The 20,245-nt window shown below is 39.4% G+C and carries 15 protein-coding genes and 3 riboswitches; of the genes, 10 read left to right on the plus strand and 5 right to left on the minus strand.

Annotated features, from left to right (window positions below; genetic code table 11):
- Positions 1 to 63: 63 nt before the first annotated feature.
- Positions 64 to 144: riboswitch (glycine riboswitch) on the minus strand.
- Positions 145 to 258: 114 nt separating this feature from the next.
- Positions 259 to 339: riboswitch (ZMP/ZTP riboswitch) on the minus strand.
- A gap of 20 nt (positions 340 to 359) precedes the next feature.
- The 3 genes from RTR43_RS16050 to RTR43_RS16060 all read right to left on the minus strand — a co-directional run bounded on the left by RTR43_RS16050 (position 360) and on the right by RTR43_RS16060 (position 2,044).
- Entirely contained in the window at positions 360 to 515 is a 156-nt protein-coding gene (locus RTR43_RS16050) for a hypothetical protein (RefSeq protein WP_312473237.1), read from the minus strand.
- Positions 516 to 561: 46 nt separating this feature from the next.
- Positions 562 to 1,548 (minus strand): ketoacyl-ACP synthase III, encoded by a 987-nt coding sequence (locus tag RTR43_RS16055; RefSeq protein WP_312473238.1) that lies wholly within the window; start codon positions 1,546 to 1,548, stop codon positions 562 to 564.
- Between the two features lie 166 nt (positions 1,549 to 1,714).
- A complete protein-coding gene (locus tag RTR43_RS16060) occupies positions 1,715 to 2,044 on the minus strand; it encodes a hypothetical protein (RefSeq protein ID WP_312473239.1) in 330 nt (109 codons plus the stop codon).
- Between the two features lie 190 nt (positions 2,045 to 2,234).
- Here RTR43_RS16060 and RTR43_RS16065 point away from each other — a divergent pair, with 190 nt between their 5' ends.
- Positions 2,235 to 2,807: a histidine phosphatase family protein gene (locus RTR43_RS16065; RefSeq protein WP_312473240.1), complete on the plus strand. Its 573-nt coding sequence runs from the start codon at positions 2,235 to 2,237 to the stop codon at positions 2,805 to 2,807.
- A 381-nt stretch (positions 2,808 to 3,188) separates the two neighbouring features.
- Here RTR43_RS16065 and RTR43_RS16070 read toward each other — a convergent pair whose 3' ends face one another.
- On the minus strand, positions 3,189 to 3,557 hold the full coding sequence (locus tag RTR43_RS16070) for a Na-translocating system protein MpsC family protein (protein ID WP_312473241.1): 369 nt from the start codon (positions 3,555 to 3,557) through the stop codon (positions 3,189 to 3,191).
- Between the two features lie 233 nt (positions 3,558 to 3,790).
- A riboswitch (cyclic di-AMP (ydaO/yuaA leader) is annotated at positions 3,791 to 3,934 on the plus strand.
- 342 nt (positions 3,935 to 4,276) lie between these two features.
- On the opposite strand from RTR43_RS16070, the gene kdpF reads away from it, so the two are divergent.
- The 7 genes from kdpF (at position 4,277) to RTR43_RS16100 (ending at position 12,611) form a co-directional block, all read left to right on the plus strand.
- A complete protein-coding gene (gene kdpF, locus RTR43_RS25655; RefSeq protein ID WP_396954592.1) occupies positions 4,277 to 4,339 on the plus strand; it encodes a K(+)-transporting ATPase subunit F in 63 nt (20 codons plus the stop codon).
- A gap of 33 nt (positions 4,340 to 4,372) precedes the next feature.
- On the plus strand, positions 4,373 to 6,046 hold the full coding sequence (kdpA, locus tag RTR43_RS16075; RefSeq protein ID WP_312473292.1) for a potassium-transporting ATPase subunit KdpA: 1,674 nt from the start codon (positions 4,373 to 4,375) through the stop codon (positions 6,044 to 6,046).
- A 31-nt stretch (positions 6,047 to 6,077) separates the two neighbouring features.
- On the plus strand, positions 6,078 to 8,117 hold the full coding sequence (kdpB, locus tag RTR43_RS16080) for a potassium-transporting ATPase subunit KdpB (protein WP_312473242.1): 2,040 nt from the start codon (positions 6,078 to 6,080) through the stop codon (positions 8,115 to 8,117).
- Between the two features lie 26 nt (positions 8,118 to 8,143).
- Positions 8,144 to 8,704 carry a potassium-transporting ATPase subunit KdpC gene (gene kdpC, locus RTR43_RS16085; RefSeq protein ID WP_312473243.1) on the plus strand — a complete coding sequence of 187 codons (561 nt, stop codon included), beginning with the start codon at positions 8,144 to 8,146 and terminating at the stop codon, positions 8,702 to 8,704.
- 45 nt (positions 8,705 to 8,749) lie between these two features.
- The gene (locus tag RTR43_RS16090) at positions 8,750 to 11,104 is read left to right on the plus strand and encodes a universal stress protein (RefSeq protein WP_312473244.1); all 2,355 of its coding nucleotides are present in this window, start codon (positions 8,750 to 8,752) and stop codon (positions 11,102 to 11,104) included.
- 565 nt (positions 11,105 to 11,669) lie between these two features.
- Positions 11,670 to 12,245, plus strand: coding sequence for a competence protein ComK (locus tag RTR43_RS16095; protein ID WP_312473245.1), 576 nt, complete (start codon positions 11,670 to 11,672; stop codon positions 12,243 to 12,245).
- Between the two features lie 45 nt (positions 12,246 to 12,290).
- Positions 12,291 to 12,611, plus strand: a complete 321-nt coding sequence (locus RTR43_RS16100; protein WP_312473246.1) for a helix-turn-helix domain-containing protein — start codon at positions 12,291 to 12,293, stop codon at positions 12,609 to 12,611.
- A gap of 425 nt (positions 12,612 to 13,036) precedes the next feature.
- Here the strand turns inward: RTR43_RS16100 and RTR43_RS16105 are convergent, their stop codons facing one another.
- A complete protein-coding gene (locus tag RTR43_RS16105) occupies positions 13,037 to 13,417 on the minus strand; it encodes a hypothetical protein (RefSeq protein ID WP_312473247.1) in 381 nt (126 codons plus the stop codon).
- A gap of 747 nt (positions 13,418 to 14,164) precedes the next feature.
- Here RTR43_RS16105 and RTR43_RS16110 point away from each other — a divergent pair.
- Positions 14,165 to 16,522 (plus strand): bifunctional YncE family protein/alkaline phosphatase family protein, encoded by a 2,358-nt coding sequence (locus RTR43_RS16110; protein ID WP_312473248.1) that lies wholly within the window; start codon positions 14,165 to 14,167, stop codon positions 16,520 to 16,522.
- Positions 16,523 to 16,730: 208 nt separating this feature from the next.
- A complete protein-coding gene (locus RTR43_RS16115; protein WP_312473249.1) occupies positions 16,731 to 19,853 on the plus strand; it encodes an efflux RND transporter permease subunit in 3,123 nt (1,040 codons plus the stop codon).
- The last annotated feature ends 392 nt before the right edge of the window (positions 19,854 to 20,245 follow it).

Genomic DNA, 20,245 nt, shown 5'->3' on the forward strand with positions numbered 1-20,245 from the left:
TTTGATGAAGGTTTAAAAAAGAATCCCCTGGATTTATCCATGGGGAGAAGTCAAGTCGTGTCTCTGTTATCTTCTGTCCTTTTGCCTGAGATATTGAACCCTTCGGCGCTGCGGCCAGACCGCATCCTCTCCAGAAGCTACTCCTGTTATAGTGTGACCCATAACCATCATAGCGCTTTTTACTTTGTTATTCAGTATAAAAATTTGCTTTCTAATCGCCTCCTTAAAAGCATAAAGAGGCAAGGGAGTAATGTCCCTTACCTCTGCCCAGACGAACGGCTATACGATACGGTGTGCTCCCTCACGGTGATCCGTGTCTCGCCAGTCACACATCGTCTTTAAAATTTATAATTTTTTCATCAAATTTTTCGGCAACTTTTAATCCCAACCGCATTCGTGGTTGCACCACCAAGGGAATTCCCGCACACATTGGTAATCTTCCTATACTTTGCAGACATCGCATCGTAAAAATCATTTGCCACTTGAATTTGCGCCGGAATAATTTTACTTAACAACTGGACATCCGTGTAGAAGTCTTTTTAAGTACACTCTTTTATCATGTTAGTATTTAAACAACATGGTTACGAACTCATGACCTCCTCCTATAGTCCAGAACAATAAATTGTCTCCACGGTTGATTTTTCCAGCTTCTATCCCCTCATAAAGAGCCACAAAAGGACTGCTTGTACCAGTATATCCATATCGGTCTCCCACATAAATAATTTTTTCATCTGGAATATCAAATCGTTCTTGAATTTTTTTAATATTAACATGAGCAAATTGAGATAAACAGAAATGATCAATATCTTGAATTGTCATGTTGTTTCTTTTTAGAATTTTTTCAAACATTTCATAGACGTACGGTAAGGACATTGCACCGTCAAATGGAAGCCACCGCATCGAGTCTCCTTTATCTTTGCCTTTTAATGTATTTGATAATCCTTTCTCTGGAAACAAAATATTGCCCCTATTACCCGAATCCACTTCAAACATTGCATCAATAAATCCAGACTGTTCATCAGTCTTTTCTAGAATAATTGCTGAAGAAGCGTCTCCAAAATTCGCATAGGTCATGACATCATCTGGATTGGCTAATAAAGAAAGATAATCAGAACCTACCACTAATGCTGTTTTAACATGAGGATTAGATAACATATAACGTGATGCTTGTTCTACTGCAATCGTCATTCCTGCACAATTGGCGTTCATATCATAAATCACCATATCTTTTTTTCCTTGAATAGCATGGTGAAGGAATATCGCATTTGTTGGACAAGTTTGTTCAGGTACTTGCGTGGAAAACACCAACATATCAATATCGTTACCTGTTAAACCAGCTTTCTTTAATACTTGTTTTGAGGCTTCAACTGCCATTGTGATTGAATTTTCTTCTTCATTATCAATCACAAATCTGTTCTCTCTTCCCATAATTTCTAAAAAATGAACAATATTTTGTCCTTGTTTTTCGAAATGGTCATAATAAAATTCATTTGGAACTGTTTTTTGTGCATGATACACATCTATTGCTTTAATTTTAATATTTGTCATAGTTGTTAAAGCACGCCTCCTATAAATAAAAATTCACAAATAAATTACTATATATATCCAATCATATAAAAATTTGATTTTATTAGGATTGAGATGGAGTCATTACTCAATTTAAATAAAAGAAGCAAGGCTTCAATAAAACCTTACTCCTTTAATTACATATCCTTTAATAAATTTCTACAACTTCAAAGTTGGTAAGCCCTACATTACCTGCCAAACGATTTAATTGTAACTTAATGATTGGTTTCTTTTGAATCCCAACCACTACCTTTTTGAATTCTGAATCCCTGTACATGGCCAAACAAGCTTCAAGGTTTGGAACCATATCTTGAGAAACAACAGCTAAATCCCTGCAGTCAAATTGTAGAACAAATTCTTCTGGTTTAATCGTAGACAATTTTTGTTGATAATCCTTAATAAACTCTTGTGCTTTTTCAGGAGTGAATGTACCGCTCACTGTCATATCAATGGTTTTTTCTGCTTGATTTACTTTCATTGTGAAACTTCCTGTATTTTGCATAGATTGTATTCTCCCTTTCTTTTTATATATTAATTATTGTTATATTTATAATATCGGGGATTTTTTCCTCCAGTTTAGTATTCGTCTTGGATTGTAGATTTACCGCAAGAGTTAAAACAGGGATTTATTTGGAATTACAAGATTCTAAGAATTATGGAGGGGTATTATGAAAACTTTCATTTACATGGTGAGACATGGTGAATCACCAAAAACAGAAGGAAATGAAAGAACAAGAGGGTTAACTGAAACAGGGAAATTAGATGCTTATCGAATAACTGATATATTACTGGGGGAAGGTATTGAGGTTTTGGTTTCAAGTCCATACAACCGATCAATCCTAACTATTCAGGAGTTAGCTAGACATTTAGGACAAGAAGTTTTAGTATTTGAAGATCTTAAAGAGAGAATTTTTTCTGATGAAGACAAGCGAATATCTGATAAGGAATTATTCCCTTTGTTAAAGAATTCGTTTTCTGATCCAAACTTTGCTTTAACGGGAGGGGAGTCTAATGCAGTTTGTCAGAACCGAGCTATAAAAGTTTTAAAAGAATTATTAAAGATTTATCGAGGACAGAAAGTAGTATTAGGCACTCATGGAGCTGTTATGACTTTGATGATGGGGTATTATGACAGTCAGTACGATTTGAATTTTTTGCTACATACATCAAAACCAGATATATACAGAATGGAATTCGATGGTCAGGAATTGGTCGAGGTTAAAAGAATGTGGAAATGCTAACAGAGGTGATTATTTTTCCCACTATTAAGAATAAATAACCTTACTAAGCGGACGCTTTTGCTTAATAACAATTTCATAGTTTGTAGCAGTAAATACGTACGGTTTTGTTGTTGTAAATGAGGTCATATGTTGTAAAAAAGGGATAGATTAAGCAGAAATTATTCTGTCTTATCTATCCCTTAATCATTTCATTATTTTGTCAGACATTCTATAAAAGTCCTATGATAATCGGGTAAAACTTAATTTTGCGACCTTTAATAAAAAATTATGCTCGGTCCTTTTGGTCTCTCAAGAGATCCAGCTAATACATCCTCATTGTATGATCAAAAAAAGGGGAGGATTTGACAAGATAAGTTATTTCACCGACATGGATGGTTTTGGCTATTCATCTAATAATTTTTCTAAATCTTTGTCGACAATAAATACCTCTATTCTTTCGCCCATCTTCGTGCTGATATCACTGTGACTGGATAGAACTTTACAATGCGTAAGATTTTCTACAATTTTTTCATATTCTTGACTGTACATTTCACGTAGGACCTGTCTCATTTTCTTTACCAATGTTCTTCCCTTATCATGGTTAACAAGGTGCTTTTCCTCAGTGGTCAACACTCCTTTGAACCGAGTGATGACCATATCTTGAACAATATATGTTTTTGCTTCTTGTGGCCCCCGCCCAAGTAATTCCCTTTGGAATGTTATAAATGCTGAACTAATCTCAGCCTCAAGTTTCTTTTTAGAATAAGCCATCTTATGACCCCCAGTTAATAAAACTGATCCTTTGACAATATGAACATAATATTACTTTCGTCATTAGAGGGATGTCAATCAGGTAGAGGTATATAAAATAATGAGAATGGATTAGAAAACAGGCGAAAAGATCGTATTTTTAAGGGATAATCCTAAATCAAGGCTATTTTTAACCAAATATAGCCATTTACAAGATAGTTGCTCAAGCTTACAATTACATCGTAATAAGTAATTTAATAATTCGGCTTAATCCTGAGGGAACTCAGGAACGGAGGAACCAATTATTAGGGGTTAATTCTACACGTTGTAGAAAGGATGAGATGCTCTTTCGCCATCCTACCCGTCAGCTAACTTCGTCGGCTAAAGCGAAGGAGGTCTAGAGACCGCCTAATTCAGGGGGCTTTTTTGTTTGTTCAGCAAAAGGGCAGCTTGAGGATGAATAGTAGGTCTTTTTATTATGCCTATTAATAAGAAAAAGGAATATGGAAGACAGAACGCAAAGAGAGTGATTAAGCTTGCTAGGCGTTAGGTAGACCAATGAGTACTTTTTCTCCATTACTTAATCAATACAGCGAAATTCCTTTTTAGAATACCTTTTTATGGATATTTCTATTTAGCTATCGTTGTCATTGGTTAACTGGGGAATGAGTATGCATTGGTCTATTTTTTTTCATTACTAAAGAAAGCATAGGGGGATATCGAGAATGCTCATACCAGGAATGATTGGAGTTGCTCTGATTATTTATTTATTTTACGTCTTAATGAAACCAGAAAAGTTTTAATCATGTACTAATGGGGGGAAGATCCAAATGACTATGGGTTTAATACAGGTAGTAGTTACCTTACTAATTGCTGGTTTATTAGTAAAACCGGTTGGTACCTACCTTGTGAAAGTTTTCGATTATGAAACAACAGGGTTGGACCGGTTTTTTGGACCAGTAGAGCGGTTCATCTACCGATTAATTGGAGTTAGAGAAAAAGAGTCGATGGGCTGGAAAAAGTATGTTTTCGCCATGCTGCTCACTAATTTTATCATGATGATGTTCATGTATGTCATTTTTAGAATACAAAAGTTTTTACCATTAAATCCAGATATGATCGATAATATGCCTCCTGCCTTGGCCTTTAATACGGCAGCTTCGTTTATTACGAATACAAACTGGCAGGCATATAGCGGAGAAAATTCACTGTCGTACTTATCCCAGATGATTGCTATTACATTCCCGATGTTTACTTCGGCTGCAACAGGATTTGCCGTGGCGATTGCCTTTATTCGCGGTCTAGTAGCACGTCAGAATAACCTTGGAAACTTCTATGTTGACTTGATTCGTTCCATCACGCGTGTATTCTTGCCACTATCTTTTATAGTAGCTTTATTTCTGGTATTTCAAGGAGTACCTCAAACACTCCATGGTGCGGCGGATGCCACAACACTAGAAGGTGCTAAACAAATGATTACAAGAGGTCCTGTTGCATCGTTAGAATCGATTAAGCATCTTGGAACAAATGGCGGCGGATACTTTGGCACCAATTCCGCCCATCCATTTGAAAATCCAACTCCACTATCGAACCTAATGGAGATTCTTTGTATGCTGCTGCTACCAACAGCATTGGTGTATGCATTTGGAGTGATGATTAAGAATAAACGCCAAGGCTGGTCCATTTTCGCAGCGATGGGAATCATGTTCTTAGTGTTTCTTTCCATTGTTTTTATTGCTGAATATAACGGGACACCGGCATTACATGCACTTGGTGTTCATGGGAATATGGAAGGGAAAGAAGTTCGCTTTGGGACCTCAGGATCAGCCTTATTTACGGCTGTGACGACAGCTGCTACAACGGGATCTGTTAACAATATGCACGATTCATTAACTCCGATTGGCGGTCTTGTTCCACTTGGGGAAATGATGTTAAATAACGTGTTTGGCGGAAAAGGAGTCGGGTTGTTAAACGGATTATTGTATGTCATCTTAACCGTATTTATTTGCGGCTTGATGGTTGGGCGAACACCTGAATTTTTAGGAAAGAAAATTGAATCTAAAGAGGTCAAATTAGCATCGATTGCTTTGCTGGTTCATCCGGTGTTAATTCTAGTTTCAACAGCGATTGCTTTCGTCACACCTAGTGCTATTTCGTCGATAGCAAATCCGGGGTCACATGGATTAACGGAAGTCTTGTATGCTTTTACATCAGGAGCAGCAAACAATGGTTCGGCTTTCGCTGGACTCGCAGCAAATACCACCTTTTATAATATCGCAATTGGTTTAGTCATGCTGTTAGGTCGATATATTTCCATCATAGCGATGTTAGCGATAGCGGGATCCTTTGCTACTAAGAAAGTGGCAGCTGCAACTTCGGGAACGTTTCGCACCGATACACCACTATTCACTGGGATCTTAGTCGTGATTATTGTGGTAATCGGTGCATTAACGTTTTTCCCGGCACTTGCTTTAGGGCCAATTGCCGAACATCTTGGGATGTTTCACTAGTAGTAAGGGGAATTATGAAGGAGGATGACTTATGGCCATTCAAAATAAAGCAATCTCAAAAGATCTTATCTTTCAAGCCATCACAGATTCATTTAAAAAGTTAAACCCGTTCGTGATGATTAAGAATCCGGTTATGTTTGTTGTCGAAGTCGGAACACTCATAACACTGATTCTTTCGATAAAACCAGATATTTTTGGGGTTAGTACAGGAGGACGAGGGTATAATGTAGCCGTATTTTTTATCCTTCTCTTTACGGTGCTGTTCGCGAATTTTGCCGAAGCTCTAGCGGAGGGGCGGGGTAAGGCACAGGCAGATACATTACGAAAAACGAAATCGGAAACGATGGCGAAGGTTAGACAAAAAGATGGATCGTACAAAGAGCTTCCATCTACTTCATTACGCAAAGGCGATATTGTTCGTGTGGATACAGGTGAAATGATTCCTTCTGATGGAGAAATTATCGAAGGTTTGGCTTCGATTGATGAATCAGCGATTACGGGTGAATCAGCCCCAGTCATTAAAGAGGCAGGAGGGGACTTCTCATCCGTTACAGGAGGAACAAGAGTTGTATCGGATTTTATCATCGTTAAAATCGTAACAGATCCAGGTGAATCGTTCCTTGATCGGATGATTTCATTAGTGGAAGGTGCTTCTCGACAAAAAACGCCGAATGAAATGGCGTTAACCACTCTTTTGGCTGTTTTAACACTTATTTTCTTATTTGTCATTATGACATTGGTGCCTATTGCTGACTATTTAAAAGTTCATTTAGATGTGGCCACTCTCATTGCGCTTCTTGTTTGTTTAATTCCAACTACGATAGGGGGATTGCTTTCGGCCATTGGGATAGCTGGGATGAACCGAGTAACGCAATTTAATGTGCTAGCGATGTCGGGTAAAGCAGTAGAAGCTGCTGGTGACATTGATACGATGATACTTGATAAAACAGGAACTATTACCTTTGGAAACAGAATGGCAAGTGCGTTTGTACCAGTAGCCAATGTTTCTGAACAGGAGGTTACATTCGCGGCTTTACAAGCTTCGGTAAAAGATGAAACACCTGAAGGGCGTTCTGTAGTCGAGTTAGCCCGTAAACAAGGCGTCCATTGGGATGAAAAGGAATACGACGGGGCAGAGATTATTGAATTTACGGCAGAAACTAGAATGTCTGGTCTAACTTTAAAAAATGGTATCGAGATAAGAAAAGGTGCTGTTGATGCGATTAAAAAATATGTTACGAATAAAAGTGGAAGCGTTCCTGCAGACCTTGACGAGAAAGCCGAGACAATCGCAAAGGCAGGAGGAACTCCCTTAGCGGTTGCGATTGATCATAAGATATACGGGCTTATTTATCTAAAAGATACTGTTAAGCCTGGACTAAAAGAGCGGTTTGCTGAACTAAGAGCAATGGGAATCAAAACGGTTATGTGTACAGGTGATAATCCCTTAACGGCAGCTACCATCGCTAAGGAAGCAGGTGTGGATGAATTTATCGCAGAAGCAAAACCTGAAGATAAGATTGCCGCTATTAAGAAGGAACAAGAAGAAGGTAAACTTGTTGCGATGACAGGTGACGGTACGAATGATGCCCCTGCTCTTGCACAGGCAGATGTTGGATTAGCGATGAATTCAGGGACAATGGCAGCAAAAGAAGCTGCTAACATGATCGATTTGGACTCAGATCCTACTAAACTATTATCTGTTATTGCAATCGGCAAGCAATTATTGATTACCCGGGGGGCATTAACAACCTTCTCGATTTCTAATGACATTGCCAAATATTTTGCGATTATACCGGCGCTATTTATTACATTCATACCGCCATTACAATCTCTTAATATTATGGGGCTGGCATCACCAAAATCAGCGATTCTTTCCGCTTTGATTTTTAATGCCATTATTATTCCTCTCCTCATCCCGATTGCGATGAAAGGGGCAAAATATAAGGCGATGAGTGCGAATAAACTCCTTTCCCGTAACCTCTTCATTTATGGTTTTGGTGGAGTGGTTGTTCCCTTTATCGGTATTAAAATAATAGATATGATTGTAGCTGCTTTTCATCTAGCTTAAATAATAAAATGTGGAGGAGATTATTGATGAGGTCATTTATGGTTGCACTGCGAACCTCGTTGTTCTTAATGATCCTATGTGGTTTACTCTATCCTTTGGCAACAACAGCAGTTGCTCAGGCACTATTCCACAAACAAGCAGAAGGTAGTCTTGTTATTCAGAACGAGAAAGTTCAGGGTTCAGAGCTTTTGGCTCAAGGGTTTAAAGGGCCGGAGTGGTTTCATCCACGAGCTTCCGCGGCAAAATATGATCCAACCGCTTCGGCTGCAACGAATGCAGCTGTTGCATCCAATGAATACGTGAAAACCGTTAAAGACAATGTGAATCAATTAAAAAAGGGAAATGGAAATATTGGTCATACAATCCCTTCAGATTTAGTTACGACTTCCGGTTCCGGTTTTGATCCGGATTTATCTCCGGAAGCAGCTAAGGCACAGGTACCAAGAATTGCAAAAGCATTGAGTGTTTCGGAAAATCGATTACAAGGACTAATCAATGAACATACTAAAGGACGTTCATTTGGGGTTTTTGGTGAACCACGTGTGAATGTTCTAGAACTAAACATGGCATTACAACAATTAAAATAAAGAGGGGAGAGTCTTTCTCTCCTTTTTCAAAAAGGAGGGGCATGCATGAGTGAAGGGGAGTTTCGCCGAAAAACACCAGAAGAAATCTTAAGGTCGATACAAAAAATAGGCAAAGGCCACCTCAAAATTATTCTAGGTGCTGTAAGTGGTACCGGCAAAACCTATCATATGCTGCAGGAGGGGAATGTTTTAAAAAAACGAGGGCTAGACGTTGTCATCGGAATCGTCAGTCCATCAAACCGTCCAAAAACAATGGAACAAATTGGTTGCTTAGAAATCATTCCTTCTATTGAATGGATAAACATGGGTGAAGCAAAATTCGATCTTGATGTTGAGGCGATCATTGCCCGTAATCCTGAAGTGGTTTTAGTCGATGACTTATCACATCGAAATCGGCCGGAAGCCCCCAGGTCCACTCGTTTGGATGATATTAGCTATCTATTAAATAGGAACATTAGTGTAATCACAACGGTTAACATCTATGAGCTTGAAGGTGTTCGAGGGATAGCTGATAAATTAACAGACGGAAGAGTTAGAGTCAATTGTAGTATCCCAGAAGATACGCTGGCATTAGCAGATGAAGTAAAGCTGTTGGATGTAACACCTGAAGTGATACTAAGCAGGCTCCAAGAAGGAGATATCGAGCTTAGTCTGGAGGAAAAGCGAGGGAAAGAAAACCTCTTTCATCGGAACAATCTAGCTGTTCTTCGTGAACTTGCCCTTCGCTTTTTAGCAGGAGAAGTAAATGATGCTCTCGACGAGTATCGAGAAAAGCATGGAATGATTGGCCCCTCTGGAGCATCTGAAAAAATATTAGTAACCGTGCAATACCATTGGAATGGATCGATACTGATCAGGCGTGGGCAGCAAATTGCCAAGAGATTAGGAGGCGAATTGCAGGTTGTTTGTTTTGTAAATAAAAATTTATCTAAGCATGAACAAACTTTCAAACGTTCGATTATAAAGCTAGTCGAGAAAGTGGGAGGGGATTTTGAGGAATTACCAATGGAACACGATTCGGTTGCCGACCAAATTGTAAACTATGCCACAGAGCACAATGTAACAAGGATTGTAATGGGGCAATCGAAGCGGACTCGTTGGGAAGAAATGGCTTATGGTTCGATTATCAATAAAATCCTCCGGAAAACGAGAAATATAGATGTATTTATTGTCGCGGACCGAGCCGAAAAAGATGGGGAACGTGTTATTCCAACAAAGCAAAGAAAGAAAGAGATAGCAACAAATCCTTATCGTCGTCTTACGATTCAAGAACTAGAAAACGAAATGGATAACATTCGCCGGGGGACGTTAAAAGTATATATGGGTGCTGCACCCGGAGTAGGCAAAACCTTTACGATGTTACGAGAAGCGAATGAACTAAAGAAAAAGGGAATTGATATTACGATTGGGTTATTAGAAACACATGGAAGGAAAGAGACGTTTGACCAAATAGGCTCATTGGAAATCATTCCTCGCAAAAAAATATCCTATAAGGGAACTACATTAGAAGAAATGGATACCGAAGTGATTATTAAGCGTAATCCTGAAGTCGTGTTAGTCGATGAATTAGCACATACAAATGTTCCTGGTAGCAAGTATCATAAACGATTTGAGGATGTGGAAGATATATTAGCAGCAGGCATCTCGGTGATTTCTACTATGAATGTTCAACATTTAGAAAGTCTAAATGACAGCGTAGAACAAATAACAGGGGTGAGAGTACGAGAAACCGTGCCTGATCACATTCTTCGAAGAGCGGATGAAATTGAATTGATTGATATCTCCCCCAAAGCATTACGCGACAGGATGAAGGAAGGTCGGATTTATGCTGTGGAAAAAGTAAATCAGGCGCTGAATCATTTCTTTAAAACTGGTAATCTCATAGCACTTCGTGAGCTAGCCCTCAGAGAAGTAGCTGATGATGTAGATGAACGGTTAGAGGCGTGGGAGAGAAAAAGAACATTAAGAGGTCCTTGGAGGCAGCAGGAAGTCATTTTTGTTTGTACCAATTTGAGGCCTGACAGCGAAAGGCTTGTTCGCCGCGGATTTCGTATTGCTTATCGTTTGAAAGCTTCATGGTATGTTTCATATGTAAAGGACCATCCACTAACAGCGGAAGAGCAACAAACTTTAACTAAAATTCAACAATTGACTGAACGGCTTGGTGGTATTTTTGAAACGTATGAGACAACTGGTCGTAGAAATGTCTTTAGAAAGTTAGTTAGTCAGATGAATGAAAAAAAAGCCACACAAGTTATTATTGGACAATCCGCTCGTACCCGTTGGGAAGAGATCATAAAGGGTTCGGTTACACAACGATTGTTATGGGAGGTACGCCACATGGATGTGTTAGTGGTAGCTGACCAAGATCATTTAGGTGCCTGGCACCGGAATACTTGATCTGATGAAATTCTACCGCTTATTAGACAAAAATTTTTCTTGCCAGATTAGTAAATTCCCAATATAGCAGTGTTTATGTAGTTATTAATCAAACGATTGAATGGTATAGCGTATTTGAAATATGGTCGATATTTGTCTGTTTAGAGAGGGAAACTTGCTAGTTTTAGATTACTATAGAGGGGTTTTGAATTATCTATTAATTCGCCACTATTCGACAAACTTTAGGGCGTCCAGGGATCCTCAAATAAAAATTGTCATTTATTTGTCACGAATTAACGCTTAAAATGGCGAATCCTGCATACTTTAGTCAGTGGTAATAAAGTCCCGATTATTATTAAATAGATACGGAAGGTTAATATTACCTTTTTTTAAAACATTTCCCAATACACTGACAGTTTTAATCCATTTTACCTTAAAAGGAAGAAATCTGTTGGCGGGGTCCAAAGGTGGTGAGGGGCGTTCATACACATTAATGAAAGCGTAATCATGTTGTCCATTAGGCAGTTCATATCAGAAATAGTAGCAGGCGAGCCTTTTTTCAAATCAATTAGATTTAAAGGAGAGGATGACCATTATTATTCAAAAAAATTACTTTATCGAAAAGAAAACAATCTTGATGATGGGGGAATATAATCGATATGGAAAACTGTGTGCACGGGTCATGGCAGGTAAATCGGCTTTTCTAGTGAACAGGACACCTTTACAACTATTAGATGATACGTTGACTTACATAGGCTTTGATTTGAAAGGGGCAATGATGGGTGCGAAATCGGTACTTGATAAGAAAGTAAAGTGTCCAATTATCGTGAATCCTTATTTGGGTATTTGCCTTTTTCCGAATAAATCACCTCATAAGGTGGATTGTATTTGGTTTAATCCCGAACATATCGTGAAAACCACAGCAGTGGGTATCAAGACAAAGGTAGAATTGAGCAATGGTTATACCATTATGGTCGATTCAAAGTTATCTTCCTTTAATGACAAAATTGATACAGCCAATCGATTAATACGAATTTCGATGAAAAGAGGCAATCATCCTAATCCAATTATCTTCTATCTTGAACCGAGGAAAGAACACCAACTAACCAAGGAGGAAACAGGCAAATACAATTTTGAGGCATTAGAAGAGGAGCAAAAATAATGGATTCAAGCTGGTACGACGTCAGTGTTCAAAAGGAGAATGTCTTTGGATGATTATTCGTCTGTTCACTTTGGAAAGGTATTGAAAAAATTGAGGGAAGCTCGGTCGCTTTCACAAGAGCAACTAGCGCACGGCTCCAATCTAGATCGGTCCTATATCAGCATGCTAGAAAGGGATATTAAGAAGCCAGGCCTAGATACCATCATAGCTCTTGGAAAAGGACTCGAAATGAGAGCTTCTGAAATCATCAAAGAACTAGAAGAGCAACCAGAAAATGAATGGTTATTAAAGGATTGTTTCGGAATCAGGGACAATAATATTAATTCATTTATGGATTCGGGTACATTGACACACCCCGAGATTTGATTGATTTTATCAGATCATTTGATGACCGAAAACGAGAAAAAAAGCAGGAAGGGTCGCCTTTGCTTATTTTATTATGAAAAAAAAGAACCCAAACAGGGCAGTGGAATTTGATGTTTCGAGGTAGAAGCAAGGGGACGGTTCTCTTGCTTCTTTTTTGAAAAAAGGGCCGGATTCAAAGAGTTTTTTTAAGGTCGCAAAAAGTAAGTTTTACCTGAATATCAATATAATGAAATGATTAAGGGATAGATAAGACAGAATAATTTCTGCTTAATCTATCCCTTTTTGTATCTAACCAATTGGACTTCAAAATCTTTTCTCTTTTAAAAATGACAGCTTACATTTTTTTCTTTCTGAAAACATTTCTTTACAAACTTCGATTATTATTCAACTTTATTTTTATGACCACGTTTTGTCGGTAGTTCGTTTTAATAAGAACCTGATTGATTCCTACCTACATGTTGAATGAGTATGACACAAGCGATGATAAACATAATTGTATTAACAGATAGAGCTAAGAGATTAGCAAAATCTGTGACATGCACCAAAACAATGATAAGAGAAGTTATGGCTCCAATAAGTGGTATAAATTTATTTAAGTTAGTCACTTTATCATTTTTTTGAAGACGGTGAAAAAAGAAGTATATGACTAACAATATTGGAGTCGTAACAAATACACCAACATACCCAAAAGCATCTTCAATAAACCATGGGAAATAGCTCATTCGTGACGTAAAAACAAGCAAATTTAGCAACAATGTTCCGATTAATAATACATTTAGTATGGTGTACTTCGTTTTTTTCTTCAATTGAATTCCTCCTAGTAATGTACCTTTTAGTAAAGTAACTATAATGTTTCACTTCGAACTATTTAGTGTAATATTACACTAAATATAACATTGTAACCGAGTTTTGGCTATACATTTCACATTTTATGCATGAACTAATCTGCAACCTGTAAAGTGACCCGATCCGGACATTATGCCTAGCTTTTCGAACCTTTTAGAAGGGGCTTGACGGGTAAAATGGGAAAAATGACGGGTAATTACCACTTTTGACGGGTAAATCATTCAAAGTGACGGATAAGAGAAGATTCCCCTAAAAAGGTAACTATTTAAGGGCTCTAATAGTACATTTAAATGAAGAAAAGCAACTTCTTACATACCATAAGAACTCCGTGAGATAGTGTTTATTTCGTCTTTTGTTTCAAAATTTCTAGCGTTTGATGATTTCACAGTTGATTTTTATCATTTTCAGTTAGTTTTCCCCCATTTTGATTAGCAAGACGATAACACAATATTGATTTTGTTTTTGCCTCAATTGCGATCTTCACTTAATGGAAAAATTCCATTTCTACAACCTATGAATCTTAAATAATACTAAAATTGTCGGAGTTATATTCTTTGGATAATGGGAAATACCTCCTAAAGATAAATATCAATCGATAAATTATCCTAATTTTCTTTATATTTCTTTAATTTTCCTTAACTTCCAATTTACAAAAGCGGAGTAAGATTGGTTTTGTAAACAAACCCAATCAAAAAGGAGATGTTAAAATGAAACACAAAAAGTTACTAGTAACATCGCTTGTTGCCTTGCTTCTTGGTTCCACGTCAACCTATGCGGCCTACACGAAATTGGTCGGTCCGAAAGAAGACGGAACAGCTGTTACCCCTCACGGGTGGATGGTAACTCCTCCAGGTTCACAAGTGACCCTTGGTGATTTTCCAATGGGTGGTGCATTAAGTCCTGATCATCGCTATCTCATCGTTTCCAATGATGGTCAAGGTGAGCAATCCCTTCAAGTGGTGGATGTGAACACCCAGCAAGTCGTTCAGACCATTCCTTACAAATCTCCTGAAGCCCTTTATTTAGGGGTCGCCTTTAGTCCGGACGGAAAAACCGTCTATGCATCCGCAGGCGGTAATAACAAAATCCGCGTCTATGGATTTGAAAACGGAACATTAGCGGCCCGTTCTCCGATTATGCTTACAGATAAAAACAAAACAAACTTCTATCCGGCAGGATTATCTGTTTCAAAGGATGGGAAGTTTCTATTAGTTGCTAATAATTTACATCATTCGGTTTCAAAAGTGGATCTTACGACCAATCAAATTGTAAAAACCACTTCTGTTGGCAAAAATCCTTACACAGCCGAATTAAGCCATGATGGGAAATCCCTTTATGTCAGCAACTGGGGTGAAAGCAGCATCAGTGTCGTGGATCCAGAAACGTTAACCATTAAAAGCACCATTCCTGTCGGACTGCATCCGAATGCGATTATTGAAAACACGGCGGAAGGCAAACTCTATGTAGCGAATTCCGACAGCGATTCCATTTCCGTTATTGACCCTAACCAACAAAGAGAAATCAAAACGATTTCACTAAGCCCGTATAAAAATGCTCCCGCAGGAAGCCAGCCAAATGCGCTTGCCTTAAGTAAGGATGGAAAAACTCTTTACGTTTCGAACGGAGGAAATAACGATATAGCCGTTGTTGACCTAAGAGCAGGAGAAGTGACAGGGCTAATTCCTACTGGGTGGTATCCGAGCGGTATTTACTTAAATGATGATAAACTCATGGTACTGAATGCGAAGGGCCTTGGAGCCGGGTCGAATCGAGAAGGACAGTATATCGGGAGCATGATCCAAGGGACGATGTCGTTTATCGATACTCCGAATGAAAAGCAGTTGAAAAAATATACGAAGCAAGTAGAAAAGAATAATGAGATTTATAAGCCAACTGGATTCAGTGCCAGTGAAAAATTCCCAATCCCGCGCTTCGAAGGTCAAGAATCACCGATTAAACATGTTATTTATGTGATTAAGGAAAACCGTACGTATGACCAAGTATTTGGCGATATGGAAAAAGGAAATGGCGATCCTAGCTTAACCATCTTTGGCAAAGAGATTACACCAAATATCCATCAGCTTGCTGATCAATTCGGGTTATTAGACAACTTTTATGCGAATGCTGAAATCAGCGCCCAAGGCCATAACTGGTCTACTGCTGCCCAGTCCAATGATTATGTTGAGAAAAACTGGCTGGCCAACTATTCTGGTCGTAACCGCGGTTATGACTTTGAAGGGGATAACGATGCGGCCTATCCAAAAGCAGGATTCTTCTGGACAAATGCAGCTCGCTCAGGTGTATCATTCAGAAACTATGGGGAATTCGTCAATTATGACAAAAAAACAGGAAAATATGTTGCGAATGAACCTAGCATCGGCAATAATTTTGACCCGGATTTTCCTTCCTATGATCTTAAAATTTCCGATCTTACCCGATATGAGGCGTGGGCAGAAGAATTTCAGCAATATGTGAAAAACGGGAATCTGCCTCAGCTGCAAATTGTTCGTTTGCCTAACGATCATACACTTGGAACGAAGGTGGGAGAACTAACGCCGCAAGCTATGGTTGCACAAAACGATTATGCACTTGGAAAGCTTGTCGATATGGTCAGCCATTCCCCTTATTGGAAAGAAACAGCTATTTTTGTTACAGAGGATGATGCCCAGAATGGGTGGGATTCGGTGGATGCACACCGTACAACGTCACTCGTTATCAGCCCTTACACGCAAATAGGGAAAGTGGACAGTACCCTTTACGATACAACTTCCATGCTTCGTACGATGGAAATGATCTTGGGGATGAAGCCGATGACCCAATTTGATGCCTCGGCTGTTCCAATGGTCAATTCGTTCACACATAAACCAGACTTTACATCCTTTAAGGTGATCGAACCAACCTATCCGCTTGATCGTAAAAATGGGGTTAATGCACCAATGGCAAAGGAATCGGAAAAACTAGACTTTACTGGAGTTGATCATGCAGACTCTGAAAAATTAAACAAGATTCTTTGGAAAGCGACAAAAGGAGATAAACCATATCCTGGAGAGAAGAAGTCTAATTAAATCATGATGAATAGGGGGGCGCAAAGGGAAAATAGTGGCCCCACAAACATCTATCCTTGTAAATACATGATGATGCGAGTGCGGACTCAATCCTCTGGGTCACCCTTTTTTTAAAAAGATACCTGTAAAAATTTTTATCTTTGAGAATTGTCCAGCCCCAAGGAATTCTCTATGCATTTACTATTTGTAGAAGGTGGTTTATTTTGCCATGATTCGATTTATTGAAGCAGCAATGAAACGGTCGGTTTTAATCCTAACAGGTGTCGCCTTAATAATAATTTGGGGGGCAATGTCTGCTTTTCAGATGCAGCGAGATTATCTGCCGCCTATTAACAACACGGCCCTTATGGTGACGATTCAAGCGGACTCTTATCAAGCAGATCAGGTCAAACAAACGATTGCGGCAAAAGTGGAGGAAGTGGTCCACTCTGTTGATCAACTTAGTTACATAGAAACTAACTCGTTTGATGGCGGTTATATGGCAAGCCTCTATTTTCCTGCTCATACCGATATGGAAAGGGCGGAGAAGGAAGTACATACGGCCCTTGGAAAAATTAAATTGCCAGATCGTGTGAACACACCATTGATTTCACGGGTCAGCACGAACTCGTTTCCTGTTCTGCGATTAAGTTTGACCAGCGAAAAAATGGATGAAAATCAATTGCGTACATCGATTGAAGCTAAAGTTGCGAATGAAATCAAGCGTGTTCCCGGAGTAAGCGAAGTACGTGAAACCGGTGCAGGCAAATCCGGTTACGTGTTGACGCTGCAAGCAGATGCCGTCGAAAAATATCGTTTAAACATGAAAGATATCCAAAATGCTCTTTCTTCGATGCATCCGATTTGGCCGCAAGGAACAATTAAAGAAAACGGTGGACCGGATGGACAAATATCGATGCCGATCCGCGTAACAGGTTGGGAGATTAATAGCACCGACCTAAAGAACATTGAAATTCCTACTCCAAAAGGAGGAACAGTCGTTTTACAGGACATTGCCACTATTAAGAGCAGCATAGTAGACTTACAAACTATATCGCGAACAACAGGAAAACCTAGTGTTCTTCTTGATGTATTAAAAACGCCTTCGTCAAACGTAACGGATGTCACAGAACAGATCAACGAACGAATCCAAGCCATACCTGAAATCAAGTCAAAAGTGGTTGATCTCACTATCTTACTAGACCAAGGAAAAGAAATAAACAATGCTTTAAAAGGACTAATAAAAGAAGGATTATTAGGTATTTTGTTCTCTATCATCTGTGTTTTTGTCTTTTTTAGGAATATTCGTTCAACCTTGATTATTGCCCTGTCATTGCCGATCTGTCTACTTGCCGCAACCACTCTCCTGAAAGCGATGGATGTCAGTTTGAATATCTTAACCATTTCAGGATTAATCGTCGCGATGGGGAGAGTGGTCGACGATTCGATTGTCGTGATCGATAATATGTACAGAAAACAAATGGAAAAATCGAACAACCAAGTAACAGCGCGGCAAATGGCGAGCGGGGTCGTGGAAATGCTACCCGCGATTGTTTCCTCCACTGCGACTACCGTCGCCGTGTTTCTGCCTATTTCGATTATCGGCGGGATGATTAGTTCTGCTTTTTCCGGATTTGCGTGGTCTGTTGTTATTGCCATCGTAACATCACTGGCTGTTTCGATTATTGTCGTACCTGCTTTAGCCTATTTATGTTGGAAAAAACAGCCGATTACAAAGTCAGTCGACATCGAGATAAAAGCTCGAAACGTACTTAAGTGGGTATTTTTAAAGAAAAAAGTAATTGTGGTCCTAACGTTGGTTTTATTTTGTATTACAGTTGCCATAGCTGCTTTCCTGCCAGTTAACTTTTTTCCAAGAGAAAATGTCAATGGTGTTACCATTCAGGTGGAACTTCCTGAGAAAGCCCAGCTTTCTGATATTGATGCTGAGGTAAAAAATATTGAAACCATCTTAAAAGACAGACCTGAGGTCGAAACATTCACTTCTACTCTAGGATCCAACTTTACGCCGATGTTTGACGATGTTTTTGATGAAGGCGGCGGCTGGATTCAAAAGCAAAATATCGCTACTATTTCAGTTGGCATCAAAAAACAAACAGACACTGACTTATTCGTGAAAAAATTGCAGAGCCATCTTGGAGCTTTATCAACATCTGCAGTCTATACTGTTGCTAATCAAAATATTTCCGGCGATGATTCCCGCTTAAAGGTGATCTTAACGGGGGCAGACCAGCGCGAACTGGATTCAGCTGCAATCCTGGTAAGAAGTAAACTGCAGATGGTCCCCGGATTAAGTGTGGAAGGAACGGCGAATGATGCCGATGAGTCGATGAAACATTTCCTTGTACTTAATCAGAAGAAAATCCAAAGCTTAGGTCTTAATGTCGATGAAGTTACTAATCGAATGAATAGCTATTTACCTCAGGACGTAAGAATGAACGTTGCCGCTGGAGACGTAAATATTCCCATTGAGCTCCATATGGACACTACTCAAGATCACCTCGTATTGGCTGGTGACCCGAATCCGGAAAAAACGATTCTCTCAAAAATTGGACACGAAATGTTTATCGCCAAGGATGGTTCACAAGTGTCGTTGGCGGAAATTACCACACTCGAGACGAGCAGCCAAACCGTTATCAGTGAACGGGATGGCCGTCCATTTGTTGCCGTGACCGGTAATATTGTCACAAGGGATATTGGGAAGGTAACGAGTCAAGTAAAAGAGACAATGAAAGGGTTGAACCTTCCTTCAGGTATTGATTATTCGCTTGGAGGAATCTCTCAGCAAGTCACGCAAATGGTAATGGAGATGAGCCTCGCGCTCATACTGTCACTTGCACTCGTCCTGATGATTGTAAGTGCGGTATTTCGCGGCTGGCATGCTCCGGCCGCCGTATTGATCTGTATTCCGATGGCCTTGATTGGGTCGGTTTGGGGCATGGCCCTTCTCGACATGGAATGGAATCTTGCTGCTTTGATCGGAATGTTGATGCTTGCTGGCATTGCGGTTACCAACGGCATTGTCCTCGTCGATAAAATTGAACGGAATCTTGCTGCAGGAATGGAAGTGAGACAGGCAATCCTCTTCGGAACGGCTACCAGGGTGAGGCCGGTGTTCATGACAGCGGGGACGACGACTCTGACCCTGTTTCCTTTAGCTGCCTCAAGTAACGGAAACACACTTGTATCGCAAACCCTCGGGGTTGTCGTTGTAGGCGGTATGATCAGTTCTACCCTTATTTGCCTCTTCATCATACCCATTATGTATGAATGGTTGAGTGTAAAGAGGAGTAAAACAAAAAAACTTCAGCAGCAACAGGTATCAGCGTAAAGATTTGGCTCCCGTCACGATTCGAAATTGGTAGGAAATTTGATAGACTTATGGATTTTAAGAATTATCGATACCCCAAGGGGGCGGATCCTCACTCATGAGCCAGGCTAATGATGCCTGGCTTTTTGTTAGGTAATAGGAAGAAATTTTTCAATTTCCTAACGCATAAGTGAAACTACGCCTCTGTCTTTGTCTTTAGGGGCTCGCCAATTACGACTTGAATCTACTCCTCCTACAAAAATGCAGATTAGTTTTAGTTCACACATAAAAAACAAGAATACTCATAATACTATCCAATATATTACTTTTTCTAAACAACAATGTTTTATGGTAGTTTCTGCTATTGGTATAGAGCATTTAAAGGATGAGTGAAAATGTGGAAATTGGTGGTT

The organism is Neobacillus sp., assembly GCF_031988165.1.
Classification (GTDB): Bacteria; Bacillota; Bacilli; order Bacillales; family Cytobacillaceae; genus Neobacillus; species Neobacillus rhizosphaerae.

What these genes read in the sequence shown, in the direction of transcription:
- RTR43_RS16055 (WP_312473238.1), bottom strand. Translation starts at nt 1,548, where the DNA reads ATGACAAATATTAAAATTAAAGCAATAGATGTGTATCATGCACAAAAA.
- RTR43_RS16060 (WP_312473239.1), bottom strand. Translation starts at nt 2,044, where the DNA reads ATGAAAGTAAATCAAGCAGAAAAAACCATTGATATGACAGTGAGCGGT.
- RTR43_RS16065 (WP_312473240.1), top strand. Translation starts at nt 2,235, where the DNA reads ATGAAAACTTTCATTTACATGGTGAGACATGGTGAATCACCAAAAACA.
- RTR43_RS16070 (WP_312473241.1), bottom strand. Translation starts at nt 3,557, where the DNA reads ATGGCTTATTCTAAAAAGAAACTTGAGGCTGAGATTAGTTCAGCATTT.
- kdpA (WP_312473292.1), top strand. Translation starts at nt 4,373, where the DNA reads ATGGGTTTAATACAGGTAGTAGTTACCTTACTAATTGCTGGTTTATTA.
- kdpB (WP_312473242.1), top strand. Translation starts at nt 6,078, where the DNA reads ATGGCCATTCAAAATAAAGCAATCTCAAAAGATCTTATCTTTCAAGCC.
- kdpC (WP_312473243.1), top strand. Translation starts at nt 8,144, where the DNA reads ATGAGGTCATTTATGGTTGCACTGCGAACCTCGTTGTTCTTAATGATC.
- RTR43_RS16090 (WP_312473244.1), top strand. Translation starts at nt 8,750, where the DNA reads ATGAGTGAAGGGGAGTTTCGCCGAAAAACACCAGAAGAAATCTTAAGG.
- RTR43_RS16095 (WP_312473245.1), top strand. Translation starts at nt 11,670, where the DNA reads ATGACCATTATTATTCAAAAAAATTACTTTATCGAAAAGAAAACAATC.
- RTR43_RS16110 (WP_312473248.1), top strand. Translation starts at nt 14,165, where the DNA reads ATGAAACACAAAAAGTTACTAGTAACATCGCTTGTTGCCTTGCTTCTT.
- RTR43_RS16115 (WP_312473249.1), top strand. Translation starts at nt 16,731, where the DNA reads ATGATTCGATTTATTGAAGCAGCAATGAAACGGTCGGTTTTAATCCTA.